19 protein-coding genes are annotated in these 23022 nt (G+C 68.3%); 13 read left to right on the top strand and 6 right to left on the bottom strand.

Going from position 1 to position 23022, the window contains the following annotated elements; genetic code table 11:
- Positions 1 to 232: 232 nt before the first annotated feature.
- From ACZ7KI_RS42405 to ACZ7KI_RS42380, 6 genes are all read right to left on the bottom strand, one after another.
- Positions 233 to 1309, bottom strand: a complete 1077-nt coding sequence (locus ACZ7KI_RS42405) for a ribonucleotide-diphosphate reductase subunit beta (protein WP_016333204.1) — start codon at positions 1307 to 1309, stop codon at positions 233 to 235.
- A gap of 110 nt (positions 1310 to 1419) precedes the next feature.
- The gene (locus ACZ7KI_RS42400) at positions 1420 to 4419 is read right to left on the bottom strand and encodes a ribonucleoside-diphosphate reductase subunit alpha (protein WP_470278653.1); all 3000 of its coding nucleotides are present in this window, start codon (positions 4417 to 4419) and stop codon (positions 1420 to 1422) included.
- A gap of 235 nt (positions 4420 to 4654) precedes the next feature.
- Entirely contained in the window at positions 4655 to 5263 is a 609-nt protein-coding gene (locus ACZ7KI_RS42395) for an acetoacetate decarboxylase family protein (RefSeq protein ID WP_470278652.1), read from the bottom strand.
- On the bottom strand, positions 5260 to 6099 hold the full coding sequence (locus tag ACZ7KI_RS42390; protein WP_470278651.1) for an enoyl-CoA hydratase-related protein: 840 nt from the start codon (positions 6097 to 6099) through the stop codon (positions 5260 to 5262). The genes ACZ7KI_RS42395 and ACZ7KI_RS42390 overlap by 4 nt, the downstream gene beginning before the upstream one ends.
- A gap of 50 nt (positions 6100 to 6149) precedes the next feature.
- A complete protein-coding gene (locus ACZ7KI_RS42385; protein ID WP_470278650.1) occupies positions 6150 to 6623 on the bottom strand; it encodes a tetratricopeptide repeat protein in 474 nt (157 codons plus the stop codon).
- Positions 6620 to 7009, bottom strand: coding sequence for a MerR family transcriptional regulator (locus tag ACZ7KI_RS42380; protein ID WP_101606833.1), 390 nt, complete (start codon positions 7007 to 7009; stop codon positions 6620 to 6622). Before ACZ7KI_RS42380 ends, ACZ7KI_RS42385 begins: the two co-directional genes overlap by 4 nt.
- Before the next feature lie 49 nt (positions 7010 to 7058).
- On the opposite strand from ACZ7KI_RS42380, the gene ACZ7KI_RS42375 reads away from it, so the two are divergent.
- The 13 genes from ACZ7KI_RS42375 (at position 7059) to ACZ7KI_RS42315 (ending at position 22810) form a co-directional block, all read left to right on the top strand.
- The gene (locus ACZ7KI_RS42375) at positions 7059 to 7919 is read left to right on the top strand and encodes an NAD(P)-dependent oxidoreductase (RefSeq protein WP_470278649.1); all 861 of its coding nucleotides are present in this window, start codon (positions 7059 to 7061) and stop codon (positions 7917 to 7919) included.
- A gap of 216 nt (positions 7920 to 8135) precedes the next feature.
- Complete coding sequence (locus ACZ7KI_RS42370; protein ID WP_470278648.1) at positions 8136 to 8930, top strand: TIGR03084 family metal-binding protein; 795 nt, start codon at positions 8136 to 8138, stop codon at positions 8928 to 8930.
- Positions 8927 to 10624, top strand: a complete 1698-nt coding sequence (locus ACZ7KI_RS42365; RefSeq protein ID WP_470278647.1) for an acyclic terpene utilization AtuA family protein — start codon at positions 8927 to 8929, stop codon at positions 10622 to 10624. The genes ACZ7KI_RS42370 and ACZ7KI_RS42365 overlap by 4 nt, the downstream gene beginning before the upstream one ends.
- The gene (locus ACZ7KI_RS42360; protein WP_470278646.1) at positions 10621 to 11769 is read left to right on the top strand and encodes an acyl-CoA dehydrogenase family protein; all 1149 of its coding nucleotides are present in this window, start codon (positions 10621 to 10623) and stop codon (positions 11767 to 11769) included. Before ACZ7KI_RS42365 ends, ACZ7KI_RS42360 begins: the two co-directional genes overlap by 4 nt.
- Positions 11766 to 13364, top strand: coding sequence for an acyl-CoA carboxylase subunit beta (locus ACZ7KI_RS42355; RefSeq protein WP_470278645.1), 1599 nt, complete (start codon positions 11766 to 11768; stop codon positions 13362 to 13364). Before ACZ7KI_RS42360 ends, ACZ7KI_RS42355 begins: the two co-directional genes overlap by 4 nt.
- Positions 13365 to 13373: 9 nt before the next feature.
- Positions 13374 to 15326 carry an acetyl/propionyl/methylcrotonyl-CoA carboxylase subunit alpha gene (locus ACZ7KI_RS42350; protein WP_470278644.1) on the top strand — a complete coding sequence of 651 codons (1953 nt, stop codon included), beginning with the start codon at positions 13374 to 13376 and terminating at the stop codon, positions 15324 to 15326.
- Positions 15323 to 16492 carry an acyl-CoA dehydrogenase family protein gene (locus ACZ7KI_RS42345; RefSeq protein WP_470278643.1) on the top strand — a complete coding sequence of 390 codons (1170 nt, stop codon included), beginning with the start codon at positions 15323 to 15325 and terminating at the stop codon, positions 16490 to 16492. Before ACZ7KI_RS42350 ends, ACZ7KI_RS42345 begins: the two co-directional genes overlap by 4 nt.
- A gap of 12 nt (positions 16493 to 16504) precedes the next feature.
- Positions 16505 to 17356, top strand: a complete 852-nt coding sequence (locus tag ACZ7KI_RS42340; protein WP_470278642.1) for an SDR family oxidoreductase — start codon at positions 16505 to 16507, stop codon at positions 17354 to 17356.
- Entirely contained in the window at positions 17353 to 17994 is a 642-nt protein-coding gene (locus ACZ7KI_RS42335) for a TetR/AcrR family transcriptional regulator (RefSeq protein WP_470278641.1), read from the top strand. Before ACZ7KI_RS42340 ends, ACZ7KI_RS42335 begins: the two co-directional genes overlap by 4 nt.
- Positions 17995 to 18081: 87 nt before the next feature.
- Positions 18082 to 18351 carry a hypothetical protein gene (locus ACZ7KI_RS42330; protein ID WP_470278640.1) on the top strand — a complete coding sequence of 90 codons (270 nt, stop codon included), beginning with the start codon at positions 18082 to 18084 and terminating at the stop codon, positions 18349 to 18351.
- 123 nt (positions 18352 to 18474) lie between these two features.
- Positions 18475 to 19014 carry a hypothetical protein gene (locus ACZ7KI_RS42325; protein WP_470278639.1) on the top strand — a complete coding sequence of 180 codons (540 nt, stop codon included), beginning with the start codon at positions 18475 to 18477 and terminating at the stop codon, positions 19012 to 19014.
- Between the two features lie 204 nt (positions 19015 to 19218).
- Positions 19219 to 21222, top strand: coding sequence for a hypothetical protein (locus ACZ7KI_RS42320; protein WP_470278638.1), 2004 nt, complete (start codon positions 19219 to 19221; stop codon positions 21220 to 21222).
- A gap of 19 nt (positions 21223 to 21241) precedes the next feature.
- Entirely contained in the window at positions 21242 to 22810 is a 1569-nt protein-coding gene (locus ACZ7KI_RS42315) for a type 1 periplasmic-binding domain-containing protein (protein WP_470278637.1), read from the top strand.
- Positions 22811 to 23022: the final 212 nt, after the last annotated feature.

Here is a 23022-nt window from a genome sequence, read left to right as displayed (position 1 = left end):
AGGATTTGGGACGTTCACCGTCCCAAATCCTCCACACTCGGACCCCGCGTGCATCAGCGATGCCACATCCGGACCACCGAGAACAGTGCCGACCAGCAACTCTGCGACTTTGCCGGGACCCTGCTCTCAAGGTAGGGAAGGAGGCCTTCACGGACTTCCCGACTGCAGGCGGACACGAAAAGGCCCGCCCGGCGCGAGTGCGCGGGGCGGGCCGTTTCGTCAGCTCAGGTGATCAGTCCCAGTCGAGGGCGCCACCGGACTGGTACTCGATGACGCGGGTCTCGAAGAAGTTCTTCTCCTTCTTGAGGTCCATCGCCTCCGACATCCACGGGAACGGGTTCTCCGTCTCGCCGAAGATCGGCGCGAGGCCGATCTGCTGCGCCCGCCGGTCGGTGATGAAGTGCATGTACTGCTCGATCAGTTCGGCCGAGAGCCCGAGCATGCCGCGCGGCATGGTGTCGCGGGCGTAGGCGACCTCGAGTTCGCACGCCTCGGTCAGCATCGTCCGGATCTCCGCCTGGAACTCCTCGGTCCACAGGTGCGGGTTCTCGATCTTGATCTGGTTGATGCAGTCGATGCCGAAGTTCAGGTGGATCGACTCGTCGCGCAGGATGTACTGGTACTGCTCGGCGATACCGATCATCTTGTTCCGGCGGCCGAGCGAGAGGATCTGCGCGAAGCCGGTGTAGAACCACATGCCTTCGAAGATCACGTAGAACGCGACCAGGTCCCGCAGGAAGTTCTGGTCGGCTTCCGGGGTGCCGGTCTCGAAGTCCGGGTTCTCCAGGTTCTGCGTGTACTTCAGCGCCCACGCGTCCTTGTCCGAGATGGACGGGACCTCGCGGTACATGTTGAACAGCTCGCCCTCGACCAGGCCGAGGCTCTCGCAGATGTACTGGAAGGTGTGCGTGTGCACGGCCTCCTCGAACGCCTGGCGCAGCAGGTACTGGCGGCATTCGGGGTTGGTGATCTGCCGGTACACCGCGAGCACGATGTTGTTGGCCACCAGCGATTCCGCGGTGGCGAAGAAGCCGAGGTTGCGCTTGAGCATGGTGCGCTCGTCCTCGGTGAGGCCGTCGGGCGACTTCCACAGCGCGATGTCGGCCTGCATGGCGACCTCGGTCGGCATCCAGTGGTTGTTGCAGCCGGCGAGGTACTTCTCCCACGCCCAGGTGTACTTCATCGGCAGCAGCTGGTTGACGTCGGCGCGGGCGTTGATCATCCGCTTGTCGTCGACGTTGATGCGGGCGGCGCCGACTTCGATCTCACCGAGGCCGGTGGCGTCGGTGGAAGCGTCAAAGGTGGTCATAAAGGCTCACTTCACGAGGTGGTCGGGTGGGTCGTGGGGGGGGGGGGGGGGGGGGGGGGGGGGGGGGGGGGTGGTCGCAAGACCCCCCCCCCCCCCCCACGACCGGGCGGTCACTGGCAGGCTTCGCAGTCGGGGTCGTCGATGCGGCAGGCGGCACCGTCGGTGGCGACGAAGTCGACGTCCGAGACCTTCGGCATCTCCTTCGGCTCCGGCTTGGCGGCCGGTGCCGGGGCGGCCACCGGGACGGCCGGGACCGCGGCGGCGGACGACGGCGAGACCGCGGCGGAAGCCGACGGAGCGGCGGGTGCCGGAGCGGCGGCGGCGGGCTTGGGGGCCGAAGGTGTGGCCGGGGCCGGGGTGGCCGAGACCGCGTTCAGCTTGCCGTCGGTGCCGCGCAGGGTGCTCTTCTCCACGTGCGTCGCGGACCGCGCCCGCAGGTAGTACGTGGTCTTGAGGCCCTTGTGCCAGGCGTAGCGGTACAGCTCGTCGAGCTTGCGGCCGCTGGGCGCCGCGATGTACAGGTTCAGCGACTGCGCCTGGTCGATCCACTTCTGACGACGCGAACCGGCGTCCACCAGCCACTTGGACTCGATCTCGAACGCGGTGGCGTACAGCGCCTTGAGGTCGTCCGGCACGCGGTCGATCTGGCCGAGGCTGCCGTCGAAGTACTTCAGGTCCGAGACCATGACCTCGTCCCACAGCCCGCGCTCCTTGAGCGAGCGGACCAGGTGCGGGTTCACCACGGTGAAGTCACCGGACATGTTCGATTTGACGAACAGGTTCTGGAACAGCGGCTCGATCGACTGCCCGACCCCGCAGATGTTGGAGATCGTCGCGGTCGGCGCGATCGCCATCACGTTGGAGTTGCGCATCCCGACGGTCTTGACCCGCTCACGCAGCGGCGCCCAGTCCAAAGTGGACGAGGTGTCGACGTCGAGCGCGTCGCCCTGCCGGGCGTCGATCAAGAGCTGCAGCGAGTCGATCGGCAGGATTCCCTTGCTCCACAAGGAACCCTCGAACGTCTGGTACTGGCCGCGCTCCTCGGCGAGGTCGGTCGACGCCGAGATCGCGTAGTAGCTGATGTGCTCCATGCTGGTGTCCGCGAACTGGACGGCCTCGTCCGAGGACAGCGGCACGCCGATCTCGAACAGCGCGTCCTGGAAGCCCATCAGGCCCAGCCCGATCGGGCGGTGGCGCAGGTTGGATCGGCGCGCCTCCGGGATCGTGTAGAAGTTGATGTCGATCACGTTGTCGAGCATGCGGACCGCGGTGCGCACGGTCTTCTCGAGGCGCTGGGTGTCCAGGCCCTCGGGAGTCACGTGCTTGAGCAGGTTCACCGAACCGAGGTTGCAGACCGCGACCTCGTCGGTGGTGGTGTTCAGCGTGATCTCGGTGCACAGGTTGGACGAGTGCACGACACCCACGTGCTGCTGCGGCGAACGCAGGTTGCACGGGTCCTTGAAGGTGATCCACGGGTGGCCGGTCTCGAACAGCATGGTCAGCATGCGGCGCCACAGGTCGACCGCGCGGACCTTGCGGAACACCTTCATCTCGCCGCGTTCGGCGGCGGCCTCGTACTCGCGGTAGCGCTCGGCGAACGCGGTGCCGTAGAGGTCGTGCAGGTCCGGGGTCTCGTTCGGCGAGAACAGGGTCCACTGCGCGTCGGCCTCGACCCGGCGGAGGAACTCGTCCGGAACCCAGTTCGCGGTGTTCATGTCGTGCGTACGACGACGGTCGTCACCGGTGTTCTTGCGCAGGTCGAGGAATTCCTCGATGTCCACGTGCCAGGTCTCGAGGTAGGCGCACGCCGCGCCCTTGCGCTTGCCGCCCTGGTTCACCGCGACCGCGGTGTCGTTGGCGATCTTGAGGAACGGCACGACACCCTGCGACTGGCCGTTGGTGCCCTTGATGTGCGCGCCGAGGCCGCGGACCGGGGTCCAGTCGTTGCCGAGACCGCCCGAGTACTTCGCCAGCAGCGCGTTGTTCTTGTACGCCTGGAAGATCGAGTCCAGGTCGTCGTCGACCGTGGTCAGGAAGCAGGACGACAGCTGCGGGCGGGTGGTGCCCGAGTTGAACAGCGTCGGGGTGGACGCCATGAAGTGGAATGACGACAGCAGCTCGTAGAACTCGATGGCGCGGTCTTCGCGGTTGTCCTCGCGGATCGCCAGCCCCATCGCGACGCGCATGAAGAACGCCTGCGGCAGCTCGAAACGGATGCCGTTGTGGTGCTGGAAGTACCGGTCGTACAGGGTCTGCAGGCCGAGGAAGCCGAAGTCGAGGTCACGTTCGGCGCGGATGGCCGAGGTGATCTTGTCCAGGTCGAAGGTCTGCAGCTCGGGGTTGACCAGCTCCAGCTCGATGGCGCGCTTGAGGTAGTCCCGGAAGTACTGCGGGTACCGCGCGGTCATCTCGTCCTGGCTGGCCTGCTGCGGAACGCCCGCGAGGTAGCTGAGCGCCTCGCCGCGGAGCTTGTCCGCCAGCAGCCGGGCGCTGACGTAGGAGTAGTTCGGCTCCTGCTCGACGAGCACGCGCGCGGCCATGATCTGGGCGAGGGCGAGTTCGTCGGCGCTGATGCCGTCGTAGAGGTTGCGCTTGGCCTCGGCCAGCACCGGCTCGGCGGACACGTCTTCGAGTCCGGCGACGGCCTCGCCGACCACGTGCGAGACGCGGGCCCAGTCGAGCGGGCGGAGCGAGCCGTCGGCCGCCTTGACGCTGATGGCGACGTCGGAGGCGGCGGGCTTCTCGGCCTTGCGGGCCTTCGCGCGCTCATCGCGGTACAGGACGTAGGCGCGGGCGACCTTGTGGTGCTCGCCGCGCATCAGCGCCAGCTCGACGATGTCCTGGATCTGCTCGATGTGCAGCGCGGTCTCGGGACCGGCGTGGCGGAGCAGGGTGGTCTCGATCTGCTCGGTCAGTTCCTTGACCAGGTGGTGGATCCGCGACGAGGCGGCCGCGTCACCGCCCTCGACGGCGAGGAAGGCCTTGGTCACGGCGACCGAGATCTTGTTCGCGTCGAAAGGGGACACGCTGCCGTCCCGCCGGATGACTCGCACGGTCGCGGGCGTCGTGTCCGAAGACGAGGGCGGCCGCTGACCGGTTTCCACTGACATGCGTCACTCCACTGGGTCTCTGCAAAAGGGCGCGTTGAAGCACCACAAGGCCTCGCAAGGCCGTGCGCTGCGGGTTCACCAAGCTGTCCGACAACCGCTCCCGAGCGGTCTCCCCGTCGCTGGGCGATGTCGGTTCCCAGAGACTACATGTAGGGGTCGGACGCCGCACGTGCCCCAATGGGTGGCGTGTCGCGGTCTCACCCTGGCGGGTTAGACGATCACGCTGAGCGGCTGGTCAGCCGCCGAAAACGATCTCGAAATCACGCAGGCTGGCGCTCAGGAGGGGCCGCTGACCGGCCAGGAAGCCGAGTGGACCGGCCTCGTTGATCTTCCAGTCGGCGGCCGCGGGACGTGGCCGCGCCGTCGCCCGGACGGGGCTCCGTTTCAGACGACCGTCCAGCATCTGGACGACATCGAAGGCGGCGGGCATCTTCACCGGGAGGCCCGGGCGGGCGGTGAAGGCGGCCGTCGCGATCCAGTCCTCGTGGGTGGCCGCGGAGGCGGTGAAGGTCCGTCCGTGGGTGAAGTCGAGCGCGGCGAGGTCCTTCGGGATGCCCCACAGCGCGCGCCCGCCGGCGAGCGAGACCTCGCTGTCGACCCAGATGTCGGTGATGGAGCTGGAGAGACGCTTGCCGCGGACGGCGACCGTCGCCAGCAGTTCGTGGTACTGGAGCTGACCGGGCTCCTGGTAGTCGATCCAGGCGGCGAAGACCTGGGCGCGGCCGCCGATCACGACGGGCTCGGCGCCTTCGGGCAGCTCGGGAAGTTCGCTCGCCGGGACACGAAAGACCGACAGGTACGCCTGGCCCGCCAGGTTCCACGGTTCCGGGGGATAGGCGGTCATGCGTTCCGCCACGGCAGGTAGTCGGGCAGGTCGGTGTCGACGCGCATGGAGAACTCCGGTGGTCGTTTCTGCAGGAAGGACATGACCCCCTCGACCGCGTCCGGGCTGGTGCCCAGACCGCCGATCAGCCGGGAGTCCAGTTCGTGCACGGGGAACGGTGACGCGGCGCTCGCCATCCGGTACAGCAGCTGGCGGGTCACCGCGACGGAGACCGGCGCCGTCGTCGCGACGATTTCCCCGGCCAGCTCGCGGGCCTTGTCGAGCACTTCGCCGGGCTCGTGAACACTGTGTACCAGCCCGGCGGTCTTCGCCTCCTCGACGCCGAAGACGCGGCCGCTGATCATCCAGTCGAGTGCCGTGCCCATCCCCACCAGCCGGGGGAGGAACCACGCGGACGCGCCTTCGGGGTAGATGCCGCGACGGACGAACACGAAGCCGAAGCGGGAATCCGTGGACGCCAGCCGGTAATCGCACGACAGCGTGATGGTGAGGCCGCCGCCGACACTGGCGCCCCGCAAGGCCGCGATGACGGGTTTGTTCATCGCGAAGATCCGCTTCGAGCAGCGCCCCGCGGGCTCCTGCCAAGCCGCGTCCGGGCCGGTCTCCGGGTCGAAGTCGAAACCGCCCTGCGACAGGTCGGCGCCTACCGAGAAGTCCTTGCCGTTGCCGGTCAGGATCACCACCCGGACGTCCTCGTCGCGGTCGGCGCGGTCCATCGCGTCGCCGAGTTCGTCGGCCATGCGGATGGTGTACCCGTTGCGGGCCTCCGGCCGGTCGAGCGTGATCGTCGCGACGCGATCGGCGACCTCGTAGGTGATTTCGGCGTACGCGCTCATGACGTGAAGGTAAGGCAACCCGGCAGTGTTGACAAGATGTCAATAAGGCTTCATTCGACGTCGTCCAGGTGGTCCGCGTAGTACTCGACCGCCCGCCGGTACCGCTGGACCCCCGGGTCAGCGCTGGTCGCCGCGAGCACCTTCAGCAGCGTTCCGGCGGCCTCGCGTGCTTCGCCGACGTTGTAGAGCGCCATCGCGAGGAACGTCCTCAGCGCCGCGTCGCCGGGGAACTCGTCGAGGCCGCGACGCAGGGTCTTGAGCGATTCGTCGTACCGGCCGAGCACGCGATACGTGCTGCCGAGTCCGAGGAACACGCCATGCCTGTCCTCTGTGGACAGACCATCGCCCGCCAGCGCCCTTTCGTAGAAGGGGGCGGCTTCGGCCTCCAGACCGGCGGAGTCGTGTGCCCACGCCGTCTGGTAGGCGATCACGGCATCCCGCGGGTGCCGTTCCGCCAGTTCGATCAGCCGCAGGCGGGCCTCGTCGGTGCCCTGCTCACGCAGCCGGACGGCTTCCTCGCTCACGCGGCACCTTCGAACGGGGGGTAGGTCTTCGCGCCTGTCCGCTCCGCCGCGTCGATGTACCCGGCCAGCGCGTCGCGGGACCGCGCGATCTTGGCCAGCTGCTCGTCCAGCCGTCCGAGTCGTTCCCGCATCGCGGCCAGCAACTCGGGGCAGCCGATCAGCTCCGGCTCTTCGCCGATCGCACAGGGCAGCAGGTACGCGATGTCCTCGGACGACAGGCCCGCGCCGAGGAGGTGGCGGATCTGCTTCACGCGCAGGACGGCCGTCTCGTCGAACTCGCGGTAGCCGTTCGTGCCGCGGTCGGCCTCCAGCAGGCCTTGGGCCTCGTAGTAGCGCAGTTGGTGGGCGTTGACGCCCGTCCGGTGACTCAGTTCGCCGATCCGCATCGAATCCTCACTTGACCTTCATACCGGTATCAACGTTGACGATGCTGCCATGACTGACAACACGAATACCCCGATCACGGTCATCGGCCTCGGGCTGATGGGCCAGGCGCTCGCCGGAGCGTTCCTGAAGGCAGGGCATCCGACGACCGTGTGGAACCGGACAGCCGCCAAGGCCGACTCATTGGTCGCCTCGGGCGCTCATCTGGCGCCGACGGTCGGCGACGCCCTCGCCGCCGGCGGCTTGACCGTCGTCTGCCTCACCGACTACTCGGCCGTACGTGACCTGCTCGGCGATGCCGGGCTGGAGGGCACGACCCTGGTCAACCTGACCTCGGGCGACTCCGCTCAAGCGCGGGAAACCGCCGCCTGGGCCGAAAAGCGGGGTGCCCGGTACCTGGACGGCGCGATCATGGCCATCCCGTCGTCGATCGGTACGGAGGAGGCGGTGATCCTGCTCAGCGGGCCGAAGCCGGACGTCGACCTCGGCGCGCTCGGCACGATCTCCCACCTCGGTGAGGATCACGGGCTGGCGGCCCTGTACGACGTCGCCGGCCTGACCATGATGTGGAGCGTCCTGAACGCGTGGCTGCAGGGCACCGCGATGCTCCGGACCGCCGGTGTCGACGCCGCGACCTACGCGCCGTTCGCGCGACAGATTGCCGTCGGCGTCGCCGGCTGGCTGCCCGGATACGCCGAGCAGGTCGACAAGGGCTCCTTCCCGGCGGAGGTGTCGGCGCTGGAAACCGACGTGCGGGCGATGGCGCATCTGGTCGAGGAGAGCGAGGCGCTCGGGGTCAACGCCGAACTGCCGAAGCTGCTGAAGGCGATGGCCGACCGCGCGATCGCCGCCGGGCACGGCGGGGAGCAGTACCCCGTCCTGATCGAGGAGTTCTCCCGCCCAGGGGAGTGAAGTGGTCGAGTGATCCGAGTGTGGAGGATCAGGGACATCCAACGTCCCAAATCCTCCACACTCGGCCGTGCCGCAGCGGCCGTCGGCTCTCCATTGCCCTCCGCATTTAGTCCTCTGAATGCGGAGGGGGGCGAGCGGGCAGGCAGTAAAACAATCAGGCGTGCTTGATTTTTCCGGCGAGGGGTGCGAGCCTTGGCTGGACGCGAGGAGGCGGGCATGGCTGACCTTGGCGTGATCCTTGGGGATCTCGCGGCGGAATCGCAGGCCATCGACGACGTGGTGGCGGAACTGCCCGCGTCGGACTGGGCGCGGCAGACCCCGGCCGAAGGCTGGACGATCGCCCATCAGATCGCTCATCTGGCCTGGACGGACAAGAAGGCGCTGATCGCGGCGCGTGGCTCCGAGGCCGAATGGCAGGCCGAGATCGAAGGGCTGCTCGCGACGGGGGAGACCTACGTCGACAAGGGAGCCGAAGAGGGGGCGAAGACACCGCCCCGTGAGCTGCTGGCGGCCTGGCGTGCGGGTCGCGCGGAGCTCGCCGACGCGCTCGCCGCCGTCCCTGACGGGCAGAAGATCCCTTGGTACGGCCCGCCGATGAGCGCGGCGTCCATGGTGACGGCGCGCCTCATGGAGACCTGGGCCCACGGCCAGGACATCTTCGACGCGCTCGGTGTCCGGCGCGAGAACACCGGCAGGCTCTGGCATATCGCCCGCTTCGGTACCCGTACCCGCGATTTCGCCTACAAACTCAACTCGCTCGCCCCGCCGTCCGAGGAGTTCCGGGTCGAGTTGGCCGCGCCCGACGGCTCCACCTGGGCTTTCGGGCCGGAGGGCGCCGAGCAGCGGCTCGCCGGCAGCGCCGTCGACTTCTGTCTCGTGGTCACCCAGCGGCGTCATCCCGACGACACCGATCTGGTCGCCACCGGCAAGGACGTCGAGGAATGGCTCGGGCTGGCGCAGGCCTTCGCCGGGCCTCCCGGCGCGGGCCGTGAGCCGGGGCAGTTCGCATGACCACTGCTCCCATCAGGATCGGCAACGCGTCCGGGTTCTACGGCGACCGGTTCTCCGCCGTCCGCGAGATGCTCACCGGCGGCCCGCTCGACGTGCTGACCGGCGACTACCTCGCCGAGCTGACCATGCTCATCCTCGGCCGTGACCGGATGAAGGATCCGAACCGCGGCTACGCCAAGACGTTCCTCCGTCAGATGGAGGAGAACCTCGCGCTGGCCAAGGAAAAAGGCGTCAAAGTCGTCGCGAACGCCGGTGGGCTCAATTCCGCCGGACTCGCGGACGCGCTGCGTGAACTGGCCGCGAAACTCGGTGTCGACGTCGCCGTCGCACACGTCGAAGGCGACGACCTGATCCAGCGCGCGGAAGAACTCGGCTTCGGCAAGACGTTGACCGCCAACGCCTATCTCGGCGCGTGGGGGATCGCGGAATGCCTGAGCGCGGGCGCCGACATCGTGGTGACCGGCCGCGTCACCGACGCGTCGGTGATCGTCGGTCCGGCCGCCGCGCGTTTCGGCTGGGCTCGTGACGACTACGACGCGCTCGCCGGCGCGGTGGTCGCCGGGCACGTGATCGAATGCGGCGCGCAGGCCACCGGCGGCAACTACGCGTTCTTCACCGAACACGAGATCGGCGTCCCGGGATTCCCCATCGCCGAGATCTCCGCCGACGGTTCCAGCGTGATCGCCAAACACCCCGGTACCGGCGGGGTGGTCACCACCGGAACCGTGACCGCGCAACTGCTCTACGAGATCACCGGCGCCCGCTACGCCGGGCCGGACGTCACGGCGCGGTTCGACACGCTGACCCTGACCGAGGACGGCCCGGACCGCGTCCGGATCAGCGGCGTCACCGGTGAACCGCCGCCACCGACGCTCAAGGTCTGCCTGAACGGTCTCGGCGGCTTCCGCAACGAAACGACGTTCGTCCTCACAGGACTTGACATTGAAGCGAAAGCCGCGCTGGTCAAGGAACAACTCGAAGCCTCGCTCAAGGCGCGCCCGCCGTCGGAGGTCCGCTGGACGCTGGCCCGCACCGACCACGCGGACGCCGAAACCGAACAGCAGGCGAGTGCTCTCCTGCACGTCGCGGTGAAGGACGCGGACCCGGAGGTCGCCGGACGCGCTTTCAGCGGCGCGGCGATCGAACTCGCGCTGGCCAGCTACCCCGGTTTCCACGTCACCGCGCCACCCGCGGCCGCCTCGCCCTATGGCGTCTACCGGGCCGCTTTCGTTGACGCTCAAGAGGTTCCGCACGTCGCCGTGCTGCCGGACGGTACGCGCCGCGACATCGCGCAAGCCACCGACACGCTGGCTCTGTCCGATGTGGACGAATACGGTCTGCCCGCTCCTTATCCCCAGGGGCGGGTCCGCCGGGCGCCGCTCGGCAAGGTGATCGGTGCCCGCAGCGGGGACAAGGGCGGCAGCGCGAACGTCGGCGTCTGGGCGCGGTCCGACGAGGCGTGGCGCTGGCTCGCGCACCGGCTCACCGTCACCGAATTCAAGTTGCTGCTCCCGGAGACCGCGGAGCTGGAGGTCCGGCGTCATCTCCTGCCGAACCTGCGGGCGCTCAACTTCGTCGTCGAAGGCATCCTCGGCGAGGGGGTCGCGTCGCAGGCGCGGTTCGACCCGCAGGCGAAGGCGCTCGGGGAATGGCTGCGCTCGCGCGAGATCGACATCCCGGAGGCACTGCTGTGACCGACTTGTTCACCACGCCGGAACGCGTCGAACTGCGCAAGACGGTCCGGCGCTTCGCCGAAACCGAGATCCTGCCGCACCTCGACGACTGGGAGCGCGCGGGCGAACTGCCCCGCGATCTGCACCGCAAGGCCGGCGAACTCGGATTGCTCGGCGTCGGCTTCCCCGAGGAGGTCGGCGGTGGAGGCGGGGACTACCTCGACGCGCTGGTCATCGCGGAGGAGATGCACTACGCGGGCGGTTCCGGCGGATTGTTCGCGTCGTTGTTCACCTGCGGTATCGCCGTCCCGCATATCGCGGCGGCCGGAGACCCGGTGCAGATCGAACGCTGGGTCCGGCCGACGCTGGAAGGCGCCAAGATCGGCTCGCTCGCGGTCACCGAACCCGATGGCGGTTCCGACGTGGCCGGGATCCGCACGACGGCCGTGCGCGAGGGCGACGAGTACGTCATCAACGGCGCGAAGACCTTCATCACCTCGGGCTGCCGCGCGGACTTCGTGACCACCGTGGTCCGCACCGGCGAACCCGGCGCGCACGGGATCTCGCTCATCGTCGTCGAACGCGGGACACCCGGATTCACCGTGTCCCGCAAGCTGGAGAAGATGGGCTGGCTCTGCTCGGACACCGCCGAGTTGTCCTATGTGGACGTCCGCGTGCCCGCCGAGAACCTGATCGGTGCCGAGAACAGCGGTTTCGCCCAGGTGGCGACGCAGTTCGTCACCGAACGGGTTTCGCTCGCCGTGCAGGGATACGCGCACGCACAGCGGGCACTCGATCTGACGCTGGACTGGTGCCGCCTGCGCGAGACGTTCGGCCGCCCGCTGATCTCCCGTCAGCTGGTGCAGCACAAGCTCACCGAGATGGCCCGCAAGATCGACGTCGCCCGGACCTACACCCGCCAGGTCGCCCAGCGTCACGTCGCGGGCGAAGAGGTCATCGCCGAAGCCTGTTTCGCGAAGAACACCGCCGTCGAGACCGCCGAATGGGTGGTCAACGAGGCCGTGCAGCTGCACGGCGGCCTCGGCTACATGCGCGAGGCCGAAGTGGAGCGTCACTACCGTGACGTGCGCATCCTCGGCATCGGCGGTGGCACCAACGAGATCCTCACCGGCTTGGCCGCCAAGCGATTGGGATACACCGCATGAGCACCCTGAGGTCTACTGTGGACACGCGGGGCGAGGAGTTCGCCGTCAACCGCGAGTCCATGCTCGGCAAACTCGCCGAGATCGACACCGAGCACGCCAAGGCCATCGCGGGCGGCGGCGAGAAGTACGTCGCCCGGCACCGCAAACGCGGCAAGCTGCTCGCCCGCGAGCGGATCGAACTGCTCCTCGACGAAGACTCGCCGTTCCTGGAACTTTCGCCGCTGGCCGCCTGGGGTTCGGATTATCAGGTCGGCGCCAGCGTGATCACCGGGATCGGCGTGGTCGAGGGCGTCGAGTGCATGATTTCGGCGAGTGACCCCACGGTCAAAGGCGGGGCGAGCAACCCGTGGACGGCCAAGAAGAGCTACCGCGCCGCGGACATCGCCGCGCAGAACCGCCTGCCGGTGATCAACCTCGTCGAGTCCGGCGGCGCGGATCTGCCGACGCAGAAGGAGATCTTCATCCCCGGCGGCCGGATCTTCCGTGATATCACGCGCTCGTCGGCGGCGAAGGTGCCCACGATCGCGCTGGTGTTCGGCAACTCCACCGCCGGTGGCGCCTACCTGCCCGGCATGTCGGACTACGTCGTGATGGTCAAGGAACGCGCCAAGGTGTTCCTTGGCGGTCCGCCGCTGGTCAAGATGGCCACCGGAGAGGAGTCCGATGACGAATCGCTCGGCGGCGCCGAAATGCACGCCCGGACCTCCGGTCTCGCCGACTACCTCGCGACGGACGAGGAGGACGCCATCCGGCTCGGCCGCAGTATCGTCAAACGGCTGAACTGGAGCAAGCAGGGGCCGACGCCGAAATCGGACTACGCCGAGCCGTTGTACTCCGCCGAGGACCTGCTCGGTATCGTGCCCGCCGATCTCAAGGTGCCGTTCGACCCGCGCGAGGTGATCGCCAGGGTCGCCGACGGTTCGGACTTCGACGAGTTCAAACCCTTGTACGGCAGCAGTCTCGCGACCGGCTGGGCGAGTATCCACGGCTACCCGGTCGGCGTCCTCGCCAACGCGCAGGGTGTGCTCTTCGGTGAGGAGTCGCAGAAGGCGGCGCAGTTCATCCAGCTGGCCAACCAGATCGACACCCCCCTGGTCTTCCTGCACAACACCACCGGCTACATGGTCGGCAAGGAGTACGAGCAGAGCGGCATCATCAAACACGGCGCGATGATGATCAACGCCGTGTCGAACTCGAAGGTCCCGCATCTGTCGGTCCTCATGGGCGCCTCGTACGGCGCCGGGCACTACGGCATGTGTGGCCGCGCTTACGATCCCCGGTTCCTCTTCGCCTGGCCCAGTGCGAAATCCGCGGTCATGGGGCCGCAGCAGCTGGCCGGGGTACTGTCCATTGTGGCCCGTGCCGCCGCGGCCTCGCGAGGTCAGGACTACAACGAGGAGCACGACGCCGCCATGCGCGCCATGGTGGAGGGACAGATCGAGGCGGAGTCGATGCCGATGTTCCTCTCCGGGATGCTCTACGACGACGGGATCATCGATCCCCGCGACACCCGCACGGTGCTCGGGCTCAGCCTGTCCGTGATCCACAATGGACCAGTGAAGGGCGCCGAAGGCTTCGGCGTCTTCAGGATGTAGGGGCCGAAAGTGATCCAGAAACTCTTGGTCGCCAACCGTGGTGAGATCGCCCGCCGCGTGTTCCGCACCTGCCGTGACGCCGGGATCGGCACGGTCGCGGTGTTCTCCGACGCGGACGCCGACGCCCCGCATGCCACCGAGGCCGACGTCGCCGTCCGGCTGCCGGGCAACGCGCCGTCCGACACCTACCTCCGCGCCGAACTGCTGATCAAGGCGGCCGTCGAGACCGGCGCCGACGCGATCCACCCCGGGTACGGGTTCCTGTCCGAGAACGCCGGGTTCGCCCGCGCCGTGATCGACGCCGGGCTCACCTGGGTCGGGCCGCCGCCAGAAGCCATCGAGAGCATGGGCTCCAAGGTCGAGTCCAAGCGGATGATGGCCGCCGCCGGTGTCCCGATCCTGTCCGAATTGGACCCGGACCAAGTCACCGAAGCCGACCTTCCCTTGCTGGTCAAGGCATCCGCCGGGGGTGGCGGCCGGGGAATGCGGGTGGTGCGTTCGCTCGGCGAACTCGCCGAGGCCGTCGAAGGCGCGAGCGCGGAGGCCGCGTCGGCCTTCGGCGACCCGACCGTGTTCTGCGAGCGGTACCTGGAGACCGGGCGGCATATCGAGGTCCAGGTACTCGCCGACACGCACGGCACGGTGTGGGCGGTGGGGGAGCGGGAATGCTCGATCCAGCGCCGCCACCAGAAGGTCGTCGAAGAAGCGCCATCCCCGTTCGTCGACGAAACCATGCGGGAGGCGTTGTTCGACGCGGCGCGCAAGGCCGCGCAGGCGATCGACTACGTCGGCGCCGGAACGGTCGAGTTCCTGGCCGGTCCGGACGGGCGGTTCTACTTCCTGGAGATGAACACCCGGCTCCAGGTGGAGCATCCGGTCACCGAGGCCACGACCGGACTCGACCTCGTCGCGCTGCAGCTGCGGATCGCCGAGGGCGAGCATCTTCCGATCGCGGAGCCGGAGACGCGGGGGCACGCGATCGAGGTCCGGCTCTACGCCGAGGACCCCTCGGCGGACTGGCAGCCGCAGAGCGGCACCCTGCACCGGTTCGAGGTTCCCGCGGCACAGCGGGAATTCGAAGTCGGTCCGGGAGTCCGGCTCGACTCCGGATTCGTCAGCGGCCAGACCGTCGGCGTGCACTACGACCCGATGCTCGCCAAGGTGATCGCCTTCGCCCCGGATCGCCGGAGCGCGGCTCGCGCCCTGGCCGGGGCCTTGGCCGGAGCGGAGATCCACGGCGTGGTGACCAACCGCGACCTGCTCGTGAACGTCCTGCGCCACGAGGCCTTCCTCGCGGGCGAGACCGACACGGCGTTCTTCGACCGGCACGGGCTGGAAACACTCGCGCGCCCACTGGCCACAGTGGACACCGTACGAATCTCCGCGCTGGCCGCCGCTTTGGCGGGCGCCGCCGCGAACCGCGAGGGCGCCCAGGTGCAGCGGCGGTTGCCGAGCGGCTGGCGCAACGTCCACTCCCAGGGGCAGCGCAAACGTTTCCGTCAAGGCGAAGACGAGATCGAGGTCGTCCACACCCTCGGCCGTGACGGTCTGCGCGCCGACGGTTTCGACGGCGTCGAACTGGTTTCCGCCCAGAGCGACGGCGTGGTACTCGAGGTTTCCGGTGTGCGGCGGAAGTTCGCCGTCGCCCGGTACGGCGACACGGTGTACGTCGATTCGCCGGAAGGCGCCGTCGAACTGGGCGTGGTGCCGAGGTACACGGATCCGGACGCGGCACTCGCCGCCGGTTCGCTCGTGGCGCCGATGCCGGGCACCGTCGTCCGGCTGGCGGTCGAGGCCGGTGACACGGTGAAGACCGGCGATCCGTTGCTGTGGCTGGAAGCGATGAAGATGGAACACCGGATCGCGGCGCCGGCCGACGGCGTCGTGACCGAACTCCCGGTGGTCGTCGGACAGCAGGTCGAAGTGGGCACGATCCTCGCGGTGGTAGGAGAGAACGAATGAACGCGATGAACTTCACCGAGCCCGAGGAGCGCGTCGCGCTGCGGGCGGCGGTCGCCGAACTCGGCAAGAAGTACGGGCACGAGTACTACGCCAAACAAGCCCGCGCCGGGCTCAAGACCGAAGAACTCTGGTCCGAGGCCGGGCGGCTCGGCTATCTCGGCGTGAACCTGCCCGAGGAGTACGGCGGCGGGGGAGCGGGGATCGCGGATCTCGCCGCGGTACTCGAAGAACTCGCCGCGGCGGGCAGCCCGCTGCTGCTCATGGTCGTCTCGCCGGCGATCTGCGGCACGGTCATCTCGCGCTTCGGCACCGACGAGCAGAAGAAGCGGTGGCTGCCGGGGATCGCCGACGGCACCAGGCGGATGGTCTTCGCGATCACCGAACCCGACGCCGGGTCGAACTCGCACAAGATCACCACCACCGCGAAACGCGACGGCGACGGTTGGGTCCTCAGTGGACGGAAGGTCTACATCTCCGGCGTCGACGAGGCGGACGCCGTCCTGGTCGTCGGCCGCACCGAGGACGCGAAGACCGGCAAGCTCAAGCCCGCCTTGTTCACCGTCCCGACCGACGCGCCCGGCTTCGAGTACAAGCAGATCGAGATGGACATCATCTCGCCGGAGAAGCAGTTCGGCCTGTTCCTCGACGACGTCCACCTGCCCACCGAGGCGCTGGTCGGTGAGGAGGACGCGGCGATCGCGCAACTGTTCGCGGGGCTCAACCCGGAACGCATCATGGGCGCGTCGTTCTCACTCGGCATCGCCCGCTACGCGCTGGGCAAGGCCGTCGCCTACGCCAACGAGCGCAAGGTGTGGGGCGGCGTGCCGATCGGGAGCCACCAGGGGCTGGCGCATCCGCTGGCCGAGATCAAGATCGAACTGGAACTGGCCAAGCTGATGACGCAGAAGGCGGCGTCGCTCTACGACTCCGGCGACGACTTCGGCGCGGGCGAGTCGGCGAACATGGCGAAATACGCCGCCGCCGAGGTCGCCATCCGCGCGGTCGACCAGGCCGTGCAGACCCACGGTGGCAACGGCCTCGCCAGCGAATACGGGCTGGGCACGCTGGTCACGGCCGTCCGGCTGGGCCGGATCGCGCCGGTGAGCCGCGAGATGGTGCTGAACTTCGTCGGCCAGCACAGCCTCGGCCTGCCGCGGTCTTACTGAGAGGCGCGAACCATGAGCACGCTCCACGGCAAGACGATCATCATCTCCGGCGGCAGCCGTGGGATCGGCGAGGCCATCGCGATCCGCGCCGCCCGCGACGGCGCGAACATCGCCTTGCTGGCCAAGACCGCCGAGCCGCATCCGAAACTGCCGGGCACGCTCTACACCGCGGCCAAGGCGATCGAGGACGCCGGCGGCCAGGCGCTGCCGATCGTCGGGGACGTCCGCGACGACACGTCGGTCGAGGCCGCGATCGCGCGGACCGCGGAGCAGTTCGGCGGCATCGATATCGTGCTCAACAACGCCAGCGCGATCGATCTGACGCCGACCGAAGCGGTCAGCATGAAACGCTACGACCTGATGCAGGACATCAACGCGCGCGGATCGTTCCTGCTGTCGAAACTCGCCATCCCGTATCTCAAAGAGGCCGAGAACGCCCACATCCTGACCCTGTCGCCACCGATCAGTCTCGACGAGAAGTGGTTCCAGGCCGGGCACCTCGCGTACAGCATCGCGAAGTACTCGATGAGCCTGGTGACCGTCGGCCTCGCCGCGGAACTGCGCCCGTACGGGATCGCGGCGAACTCGCTGTGGCCGCGGACCACGATCGACACCGCGGCCATCCGCAACGTCGTCGGCGCCGAACTGGCGGCGAAGTCGCGGACGCCGGAGATCATGGCGGACGCGGCGCACGCGATCCTCACCAAACCGAGCCGCGAGGCGTCGGGGAACTTCTATCTCGACGACGAGGTCCTCGCCGCCGAAGGGGTCGCGGACTTCTCGAAGTACCGCGTCGGCGAGCGGGAGGAAGACCTCCAGCTCGATTTCTGGGTCGATGGCCGTACTCCAGAATCAGGGCCATGATCCGCGAACCACAGCAGGAGCGCAGCCGCACCACGCGGCGGCGGCTCGTCGAGGCCGCCGTCGAGATCATCGGCGAGCTGGGCTGGAACGGGACCACTGTCGCGCTGATCGCCGAACGCGCCGGGGTCTCGCGGGGTGCGGCGCAGCACCACTTCCCGACGAGGGAGGACCTGGTCGCGGCGGCGGTCGAGCTCGTCGGCGAGATCCAGATCGTGGAGCTGCGCTCCCGGGCGGCCGAGCTGCCGTCCGGGCGGTCGCGGATCGAACGAGCCGTCGACATGGTGCTCAATCTCTACAGCGGGCCGATGTTCCGTGCCGCGCTCCACCTCTGGGTCGCGGCGTCGACCGACGAGGCGTTGCGCGCGACCCTGGTGCCGCTGGAGGCACGCGTCGGTCGGGAGGCGCACCGGGTGACCGTCGAGCTCCTCGGCGTCGACGAGTCCCACCAGGGCGTTCGTGAGCTGGTCCAGGCCACTCTCGATCTCGCCCGCGGTCTGGGACTGGCGAATCTGCTGACCGACGACACGAAGCGCCGCAAGCAGATCGTCGCCCAGTGGGCGCGCGTACTGGAACCGACCCTGGCTCCCGCGAAGACCACGAAGAGCTCACGGAACCAAGAAGTCACCGACAACGTCTGAGATCTTGTTAACACTGATGGAGCAGCGACCGATAACACGGTGTAAGTGCTGCTGATTCGGGTGGCTGATCGAGAGAGGTCCAGACCGGTGTCCGGTTCAGAGGTCGAACTGTCCCATCGAGCCATGGCGATGCTGCGAGCGGTCGCGGCCCGCCGCGCCCAGATGTCGTGCAGCTGCGAGCCGGATCTCTTCATCGACGGGTTCGCCTGTTGTGACCAGATGACCGCGCACGCACTCGCGCACGGTGGCTATATCCGCCCCGCCGAGTCCACAGGTCTCTCCGCCGTCACCGGGCGGGTCTCCGCCGAGCTGACCGAGGCGGGCGAGGCGGCGCTGGCCGTCACGGTCGCGGCCTGACCTCCCGGCCGGATCGTCTGTCCGCTATGGACGACACCGTTTACAACCGGCCGCCGTGTTCCTAGGATCCACCCCGGGATGAGGCCGTCGCGCTACGCGACGGACCGGGGTTTGGAGATGCCGATGGCACGCACGGCTCGCCGCGAAGACGGTGGGGACACCCTGAGCGACTTGATGCGGGAAGCCGGTGCGGCACCCCGTCGCCGGGGGCCGCGCGGGCCGAAGCACCGGGCCCCGGAAGTCGTGGGCAGCGGGAAGCTCCGGCGGATCTCCGCGCTTTCCGCCGGCGGTCTCTTCATCGGCGGCCTGCTGGCCGTGCTGCTCGTTCCGGCCGACCCGGCCGAGGTCATCCCGGGGACGCCGATCCCACCGCCGTTGCTGACCATCGCCCCGCAGGCGGTCGAGGTCCCGGACGACGCGGTGCCTTCGCCTGTCCCCTCGGGACCCCCGGGCGGCAGTGTCGCCCCTCCGCCGCCGCTGACGGCGTCGATGAACGGTTCGGAGACGCCGTCTCCCACGCCGACGCCCGTCACGTCTCCCGAGCAGCGGCGGGATCCCCGCGCCGATCAGCGCGAACAGTATTGGTACTACTACGACTGGTACTACGGCGGCGGATATCGGGGTGGATATCCCGGCGGCCGCCAGCCGCAATGGGGCGGGTAGCGCCATTCGGGTGATCGGCGCTATCGCTGACCGTCGATCAAGAATTACAATTCACGCCTGATTTCGTCCTTTCGTGTCTGCTCTGCCCTTTTCCGGTGTTCCGGCCCCGATCAAGTACCTACGATGGTCCGCACTCTCTCTCCCTTCCGGATCACTGCTAGGGGCTGAACAGGAAAAATGAGTGTGGGCCGACATTCTCCCGCGGTGCAGCTCGCCCGGAGAATGCTGATCAACCGCGAGACGGGGAATCCGTCCCGCCCGCAGCCGGTGACGCTGCTGCTCGGGCCGGTCGGTTCGGGGAAGACCACGGCGCTGGAGGCGATCCGCCGCGACCTGGGCTGGGGTGTCGTGCACGCCGGATTCGATTTCGGGCACGGCGGCCGGGCGAGCACGATCGACGTGCTCACGAAACTGGCCTACTCGTTGTCGAGTAAATGGCGGAATCGACCGAAACCGCAGTTTGTTCGTTTCACCATCGCGTTGATCGCAGTTCAGGCTGAGCTTTCCGGACGGAATCGTGACGAAGATCTGAGCCAGCTGAAGGCGTTGATCAACAGTTTCCACGGAATCCGCTGGACACCGTCGATGGACACGCTGCTCGACACGCTGACCGAGACGGCGAAGGCCACCGGTCTCGTCGAGCCGTCGTACGCGGCGGTGTTCCGCCAGACGTTCCCGCATCTGGTCCGGAACATCCGGCCGAGGCTCGGCAAGGCACTGCGGTCACTGGCCGATTTCCCGAACGCCGAGGGCAGGACGCCGTTCGACGCACTGCTCGAACTCAACCGGCTCGCGCACGGCAGCGCCCGTGACGCGAAGGCGGTCACCGAGTGGCTGATGGCGGCCTTCCTCGGCGACGTCCGGGAGAACCATCCTCGGCTGGCCAAACCGGAGGAAAAGAGCCCCTGCGCCTGCGACATCTCGCCGCGGCGCAGGCACTGGCACAACTGGGTGGTGGCGCTCGACGACGTCGACCACGCCGGCGGGACCGAATTCCTCGCCGACCTGATCGCCGCGCGGGAACGCTTCGCCGTCCAGCATCCGAACGACCGCGAGGCCCACGACGCGCTGCTGGTCATCGCCACCAGCGGGCGATGGCACGACGACTGGGGCACCGCCTGGCTGGCGCCGTGGAAACCCGCGTCCGGCGCGCCGCCCACCGTCCGGCCGGTGGCGGACTGCCAGGAGGCCTCGTACGACGACTGGGCGAATCCGGGGCCTGGTGTGCTCGAATCGCCCTACTATCCGGTCCGGCTCGCGTCTCAGCCGATCGGGCTGATCGCGCGCGTCCTCGATTCCGGCGTGGGGACCCCGAAGGTCGGGCTCGCGCACCGGGCGACCGGCGGACTGCCCTCGGCGATCGAGCAGCTCGCCGGACAGTTGCGGGCGAGCGACGTGCGGGAAGGCGACCGTGACGTGCTCACCACCGACCCCCGCGGTGAGCAGGATCCGTGCTATCGCAGGCTGACCGAGCTGGGATTGACCGAACATCTCGACGACGTCCACATCGACGACTTCGTTACCGCGGCCCCCTTCGCCACCGCGCCCTGGCTGATCCCCGACGCCGCGCAGAGCCGGATCGACCAGCCGCACGTCGGGCGGATCCTGACCGAACTGCGTACCGCGCTGTGGGTGACGGCGAAGAACTCGGCCGGGACGACGGACGACCAGGCCGCCCTGCATCCGTGGATCGCCGCGAACCTGGTGTCCGCGCTGGCCAGGCGAGGCGACGGGAACGGGCCGACCTACACCGGCCAGTTCAAGGCACTGCGCGACGACCCGGACACCGCGCAGGATCCGGTGCGCCTCGCCTACTGCAACCTCGCGCTGGGCGACATCAGCGCGGTGGTCACCTTCTTCGAGCACGAGTTCAACCGGATCCCGCACGCGGAATGGGTCGCGAAACTCGAACTGGTCCTGAACGCGCCGGACGATCTGCCGCCCGAACGGCCGCACGCGGAGCTGTACGACGAACTGGTCAACCTCGACGCCGAGTGCCATCCCACCGATCGGTCCGAGATCCGCAACAACGTCGCCCGGCTGATCGCGGCGGGCAGGCTGACCGCCAACCCGTTCGCGGTCCGCGGGCAGGACCAGCACCAGGTGATCGCGAACGCCTTCGCCGCGCTGGCCACCACTTCACATCGTCCCGACGTCGGCGCGCTCGTGTCGGCCAAAGACCTCGCCCGTCGCGGCGAATTCCCCTGAACCCGAACGGAACCTCGCCATGTCCTGGCTCGACGCGTTGAGAACCCGTATGTCCCGTGCCCGTGAACGCGCGGCGACGGGCCCACCGGTGCGGCCCCGTGGCTGGGCACACCGTCATCGCGCGCTGCTGATCGCGGTCGTGGTCGTACTGGTGGGCGCCGTGCTGGTGGGACTCAAACCGTGGGAGTCCTGTGGCGCCGGGCTGAGCGCGGTGGACGCGGACGAGGAGTCGGTCGGCTCGTCGTATGTCTGCGTCGGACTGAACCTCGATTCCGGTCCGGTGCGGGAGGACGATCCGCTCGACCCGCTGGAGAAGCTCATCAAGGCCCGCAACGACGCGGCGGGCGAGAGCTTCAAGACCATCGTGGTGCTGGAGAACCTCGCCCCGGATCCGAACGTCGACAGCCAGCCGTTCCCGTTCGTCCGGCGCGAGATCCTGGGCGCGATCACCGCCGCCTGGCCGAAGAACGGGCCGCCGGGGATCAAGCTCCTGCTGGCCAACTACGGGAGCAACGCCGACCACTGGCGCGTCGTCGCCGACGAGATCATCGCGGCGGCCGCCGCCCAGCGCATCGTGGCGGTCACCGACATCGGCACCAGTTCGGAGAACAGCCGGGCCCTGGTCGCCGAGTTGTCCAACCGCGGTATCGCCTCCATCGGCGCCACGGTCACCGCGGACAACATGAACACCGACCCGAAAGGCGCGCGGATCGACAACTTCTTCCGTGTGGGCCCGACCAACACCGACGAGGCGCGCGCCGCCGCCGGGTACATCTCGGCGCACGGATTCCGCCGCGTGATGTTGATCCAGGGAGTCAGCAAAGAGGACACCTACGCGACCACACTCGCCGAGGCCTTCAAGAACACGTCGAAGGTTCCGGTCGTGTTCACGAAGACGTACGACGTCAAACCGCTGACCGACAAGTCGCGCGAGGCCTACCTGCGGGGGCTGTTCAGCAGATGGCACAACGACATCTGCGGCGCCAAACCCGATCTGATCTACTTCGCCGGGCGTGGACTCGATCTCGGTGCCCTCGTGGCGGCGCTCGCCGGGGACGGCGCCTGCGAAGGACTCGACTCGGTGACCGTGATGACCGGGGACGACGCGAGCACGCTCGCCGGGAGTCCCTTGCCGCTGGACAAGGACATCGCCGTCCGGCTCCGCTACACGGCGCTGGCCTATCCCGACCAGTGGGACATGTTCACCGCCGATCCGGCGTATCCGACGTACAAGAAGAACTACGACAACTTCATCGCCGAATTCACCGGCACCCACGGTTTTCCCAAGGGGGAACTGTGGGACGGCGCCGCGATGATCGAACACGACGCGGTCGCCGCGGCGGTCGAGGCGGCGGTGCAGAACGTGTCGGCGGATCCGGTTTCGGTGCCGGACGTGCTGCGCAGCATCGACTGCAACTCCCCGGTGCCCGGCGCCACCGGGTTCGTCGCGTTCGACCAGACGACGGGGAACCAGCTCGACAAGGCGTTGCCGATCCTGTCCATCGCCCCGGACGGTTCGGTGCATCCGGTCGACCTCGTGTGGTCGCGGGGACGTCCGCTGAACACCGCGCCGGACTGTGCTCGCTGAAGGACCGTGCCCGCTGAAGGACGCTCGACGGTCTGAACGCGGCGCGGGTTGTGAAAGCCACGTTCGCAACCTTCAGCGCAGGGCCCCGGCAAAGTCGCATAAGTGCTGGTCGGCACTTGTTCTTGGTGGTCTGGATGTGGCATCGCTGATGCCTGTGGGGTGCGAGTGTGGAGGATTTGGGACGGTGAAGGTCCCAAATCCTCCACACTCGA

This window comes from Amycolatopsis sp. NPDC039088 (genome assembly GCF_055598845.1).
This window is presented reverse-complemented; position numbering and strand designations above follow the sequence as displayed.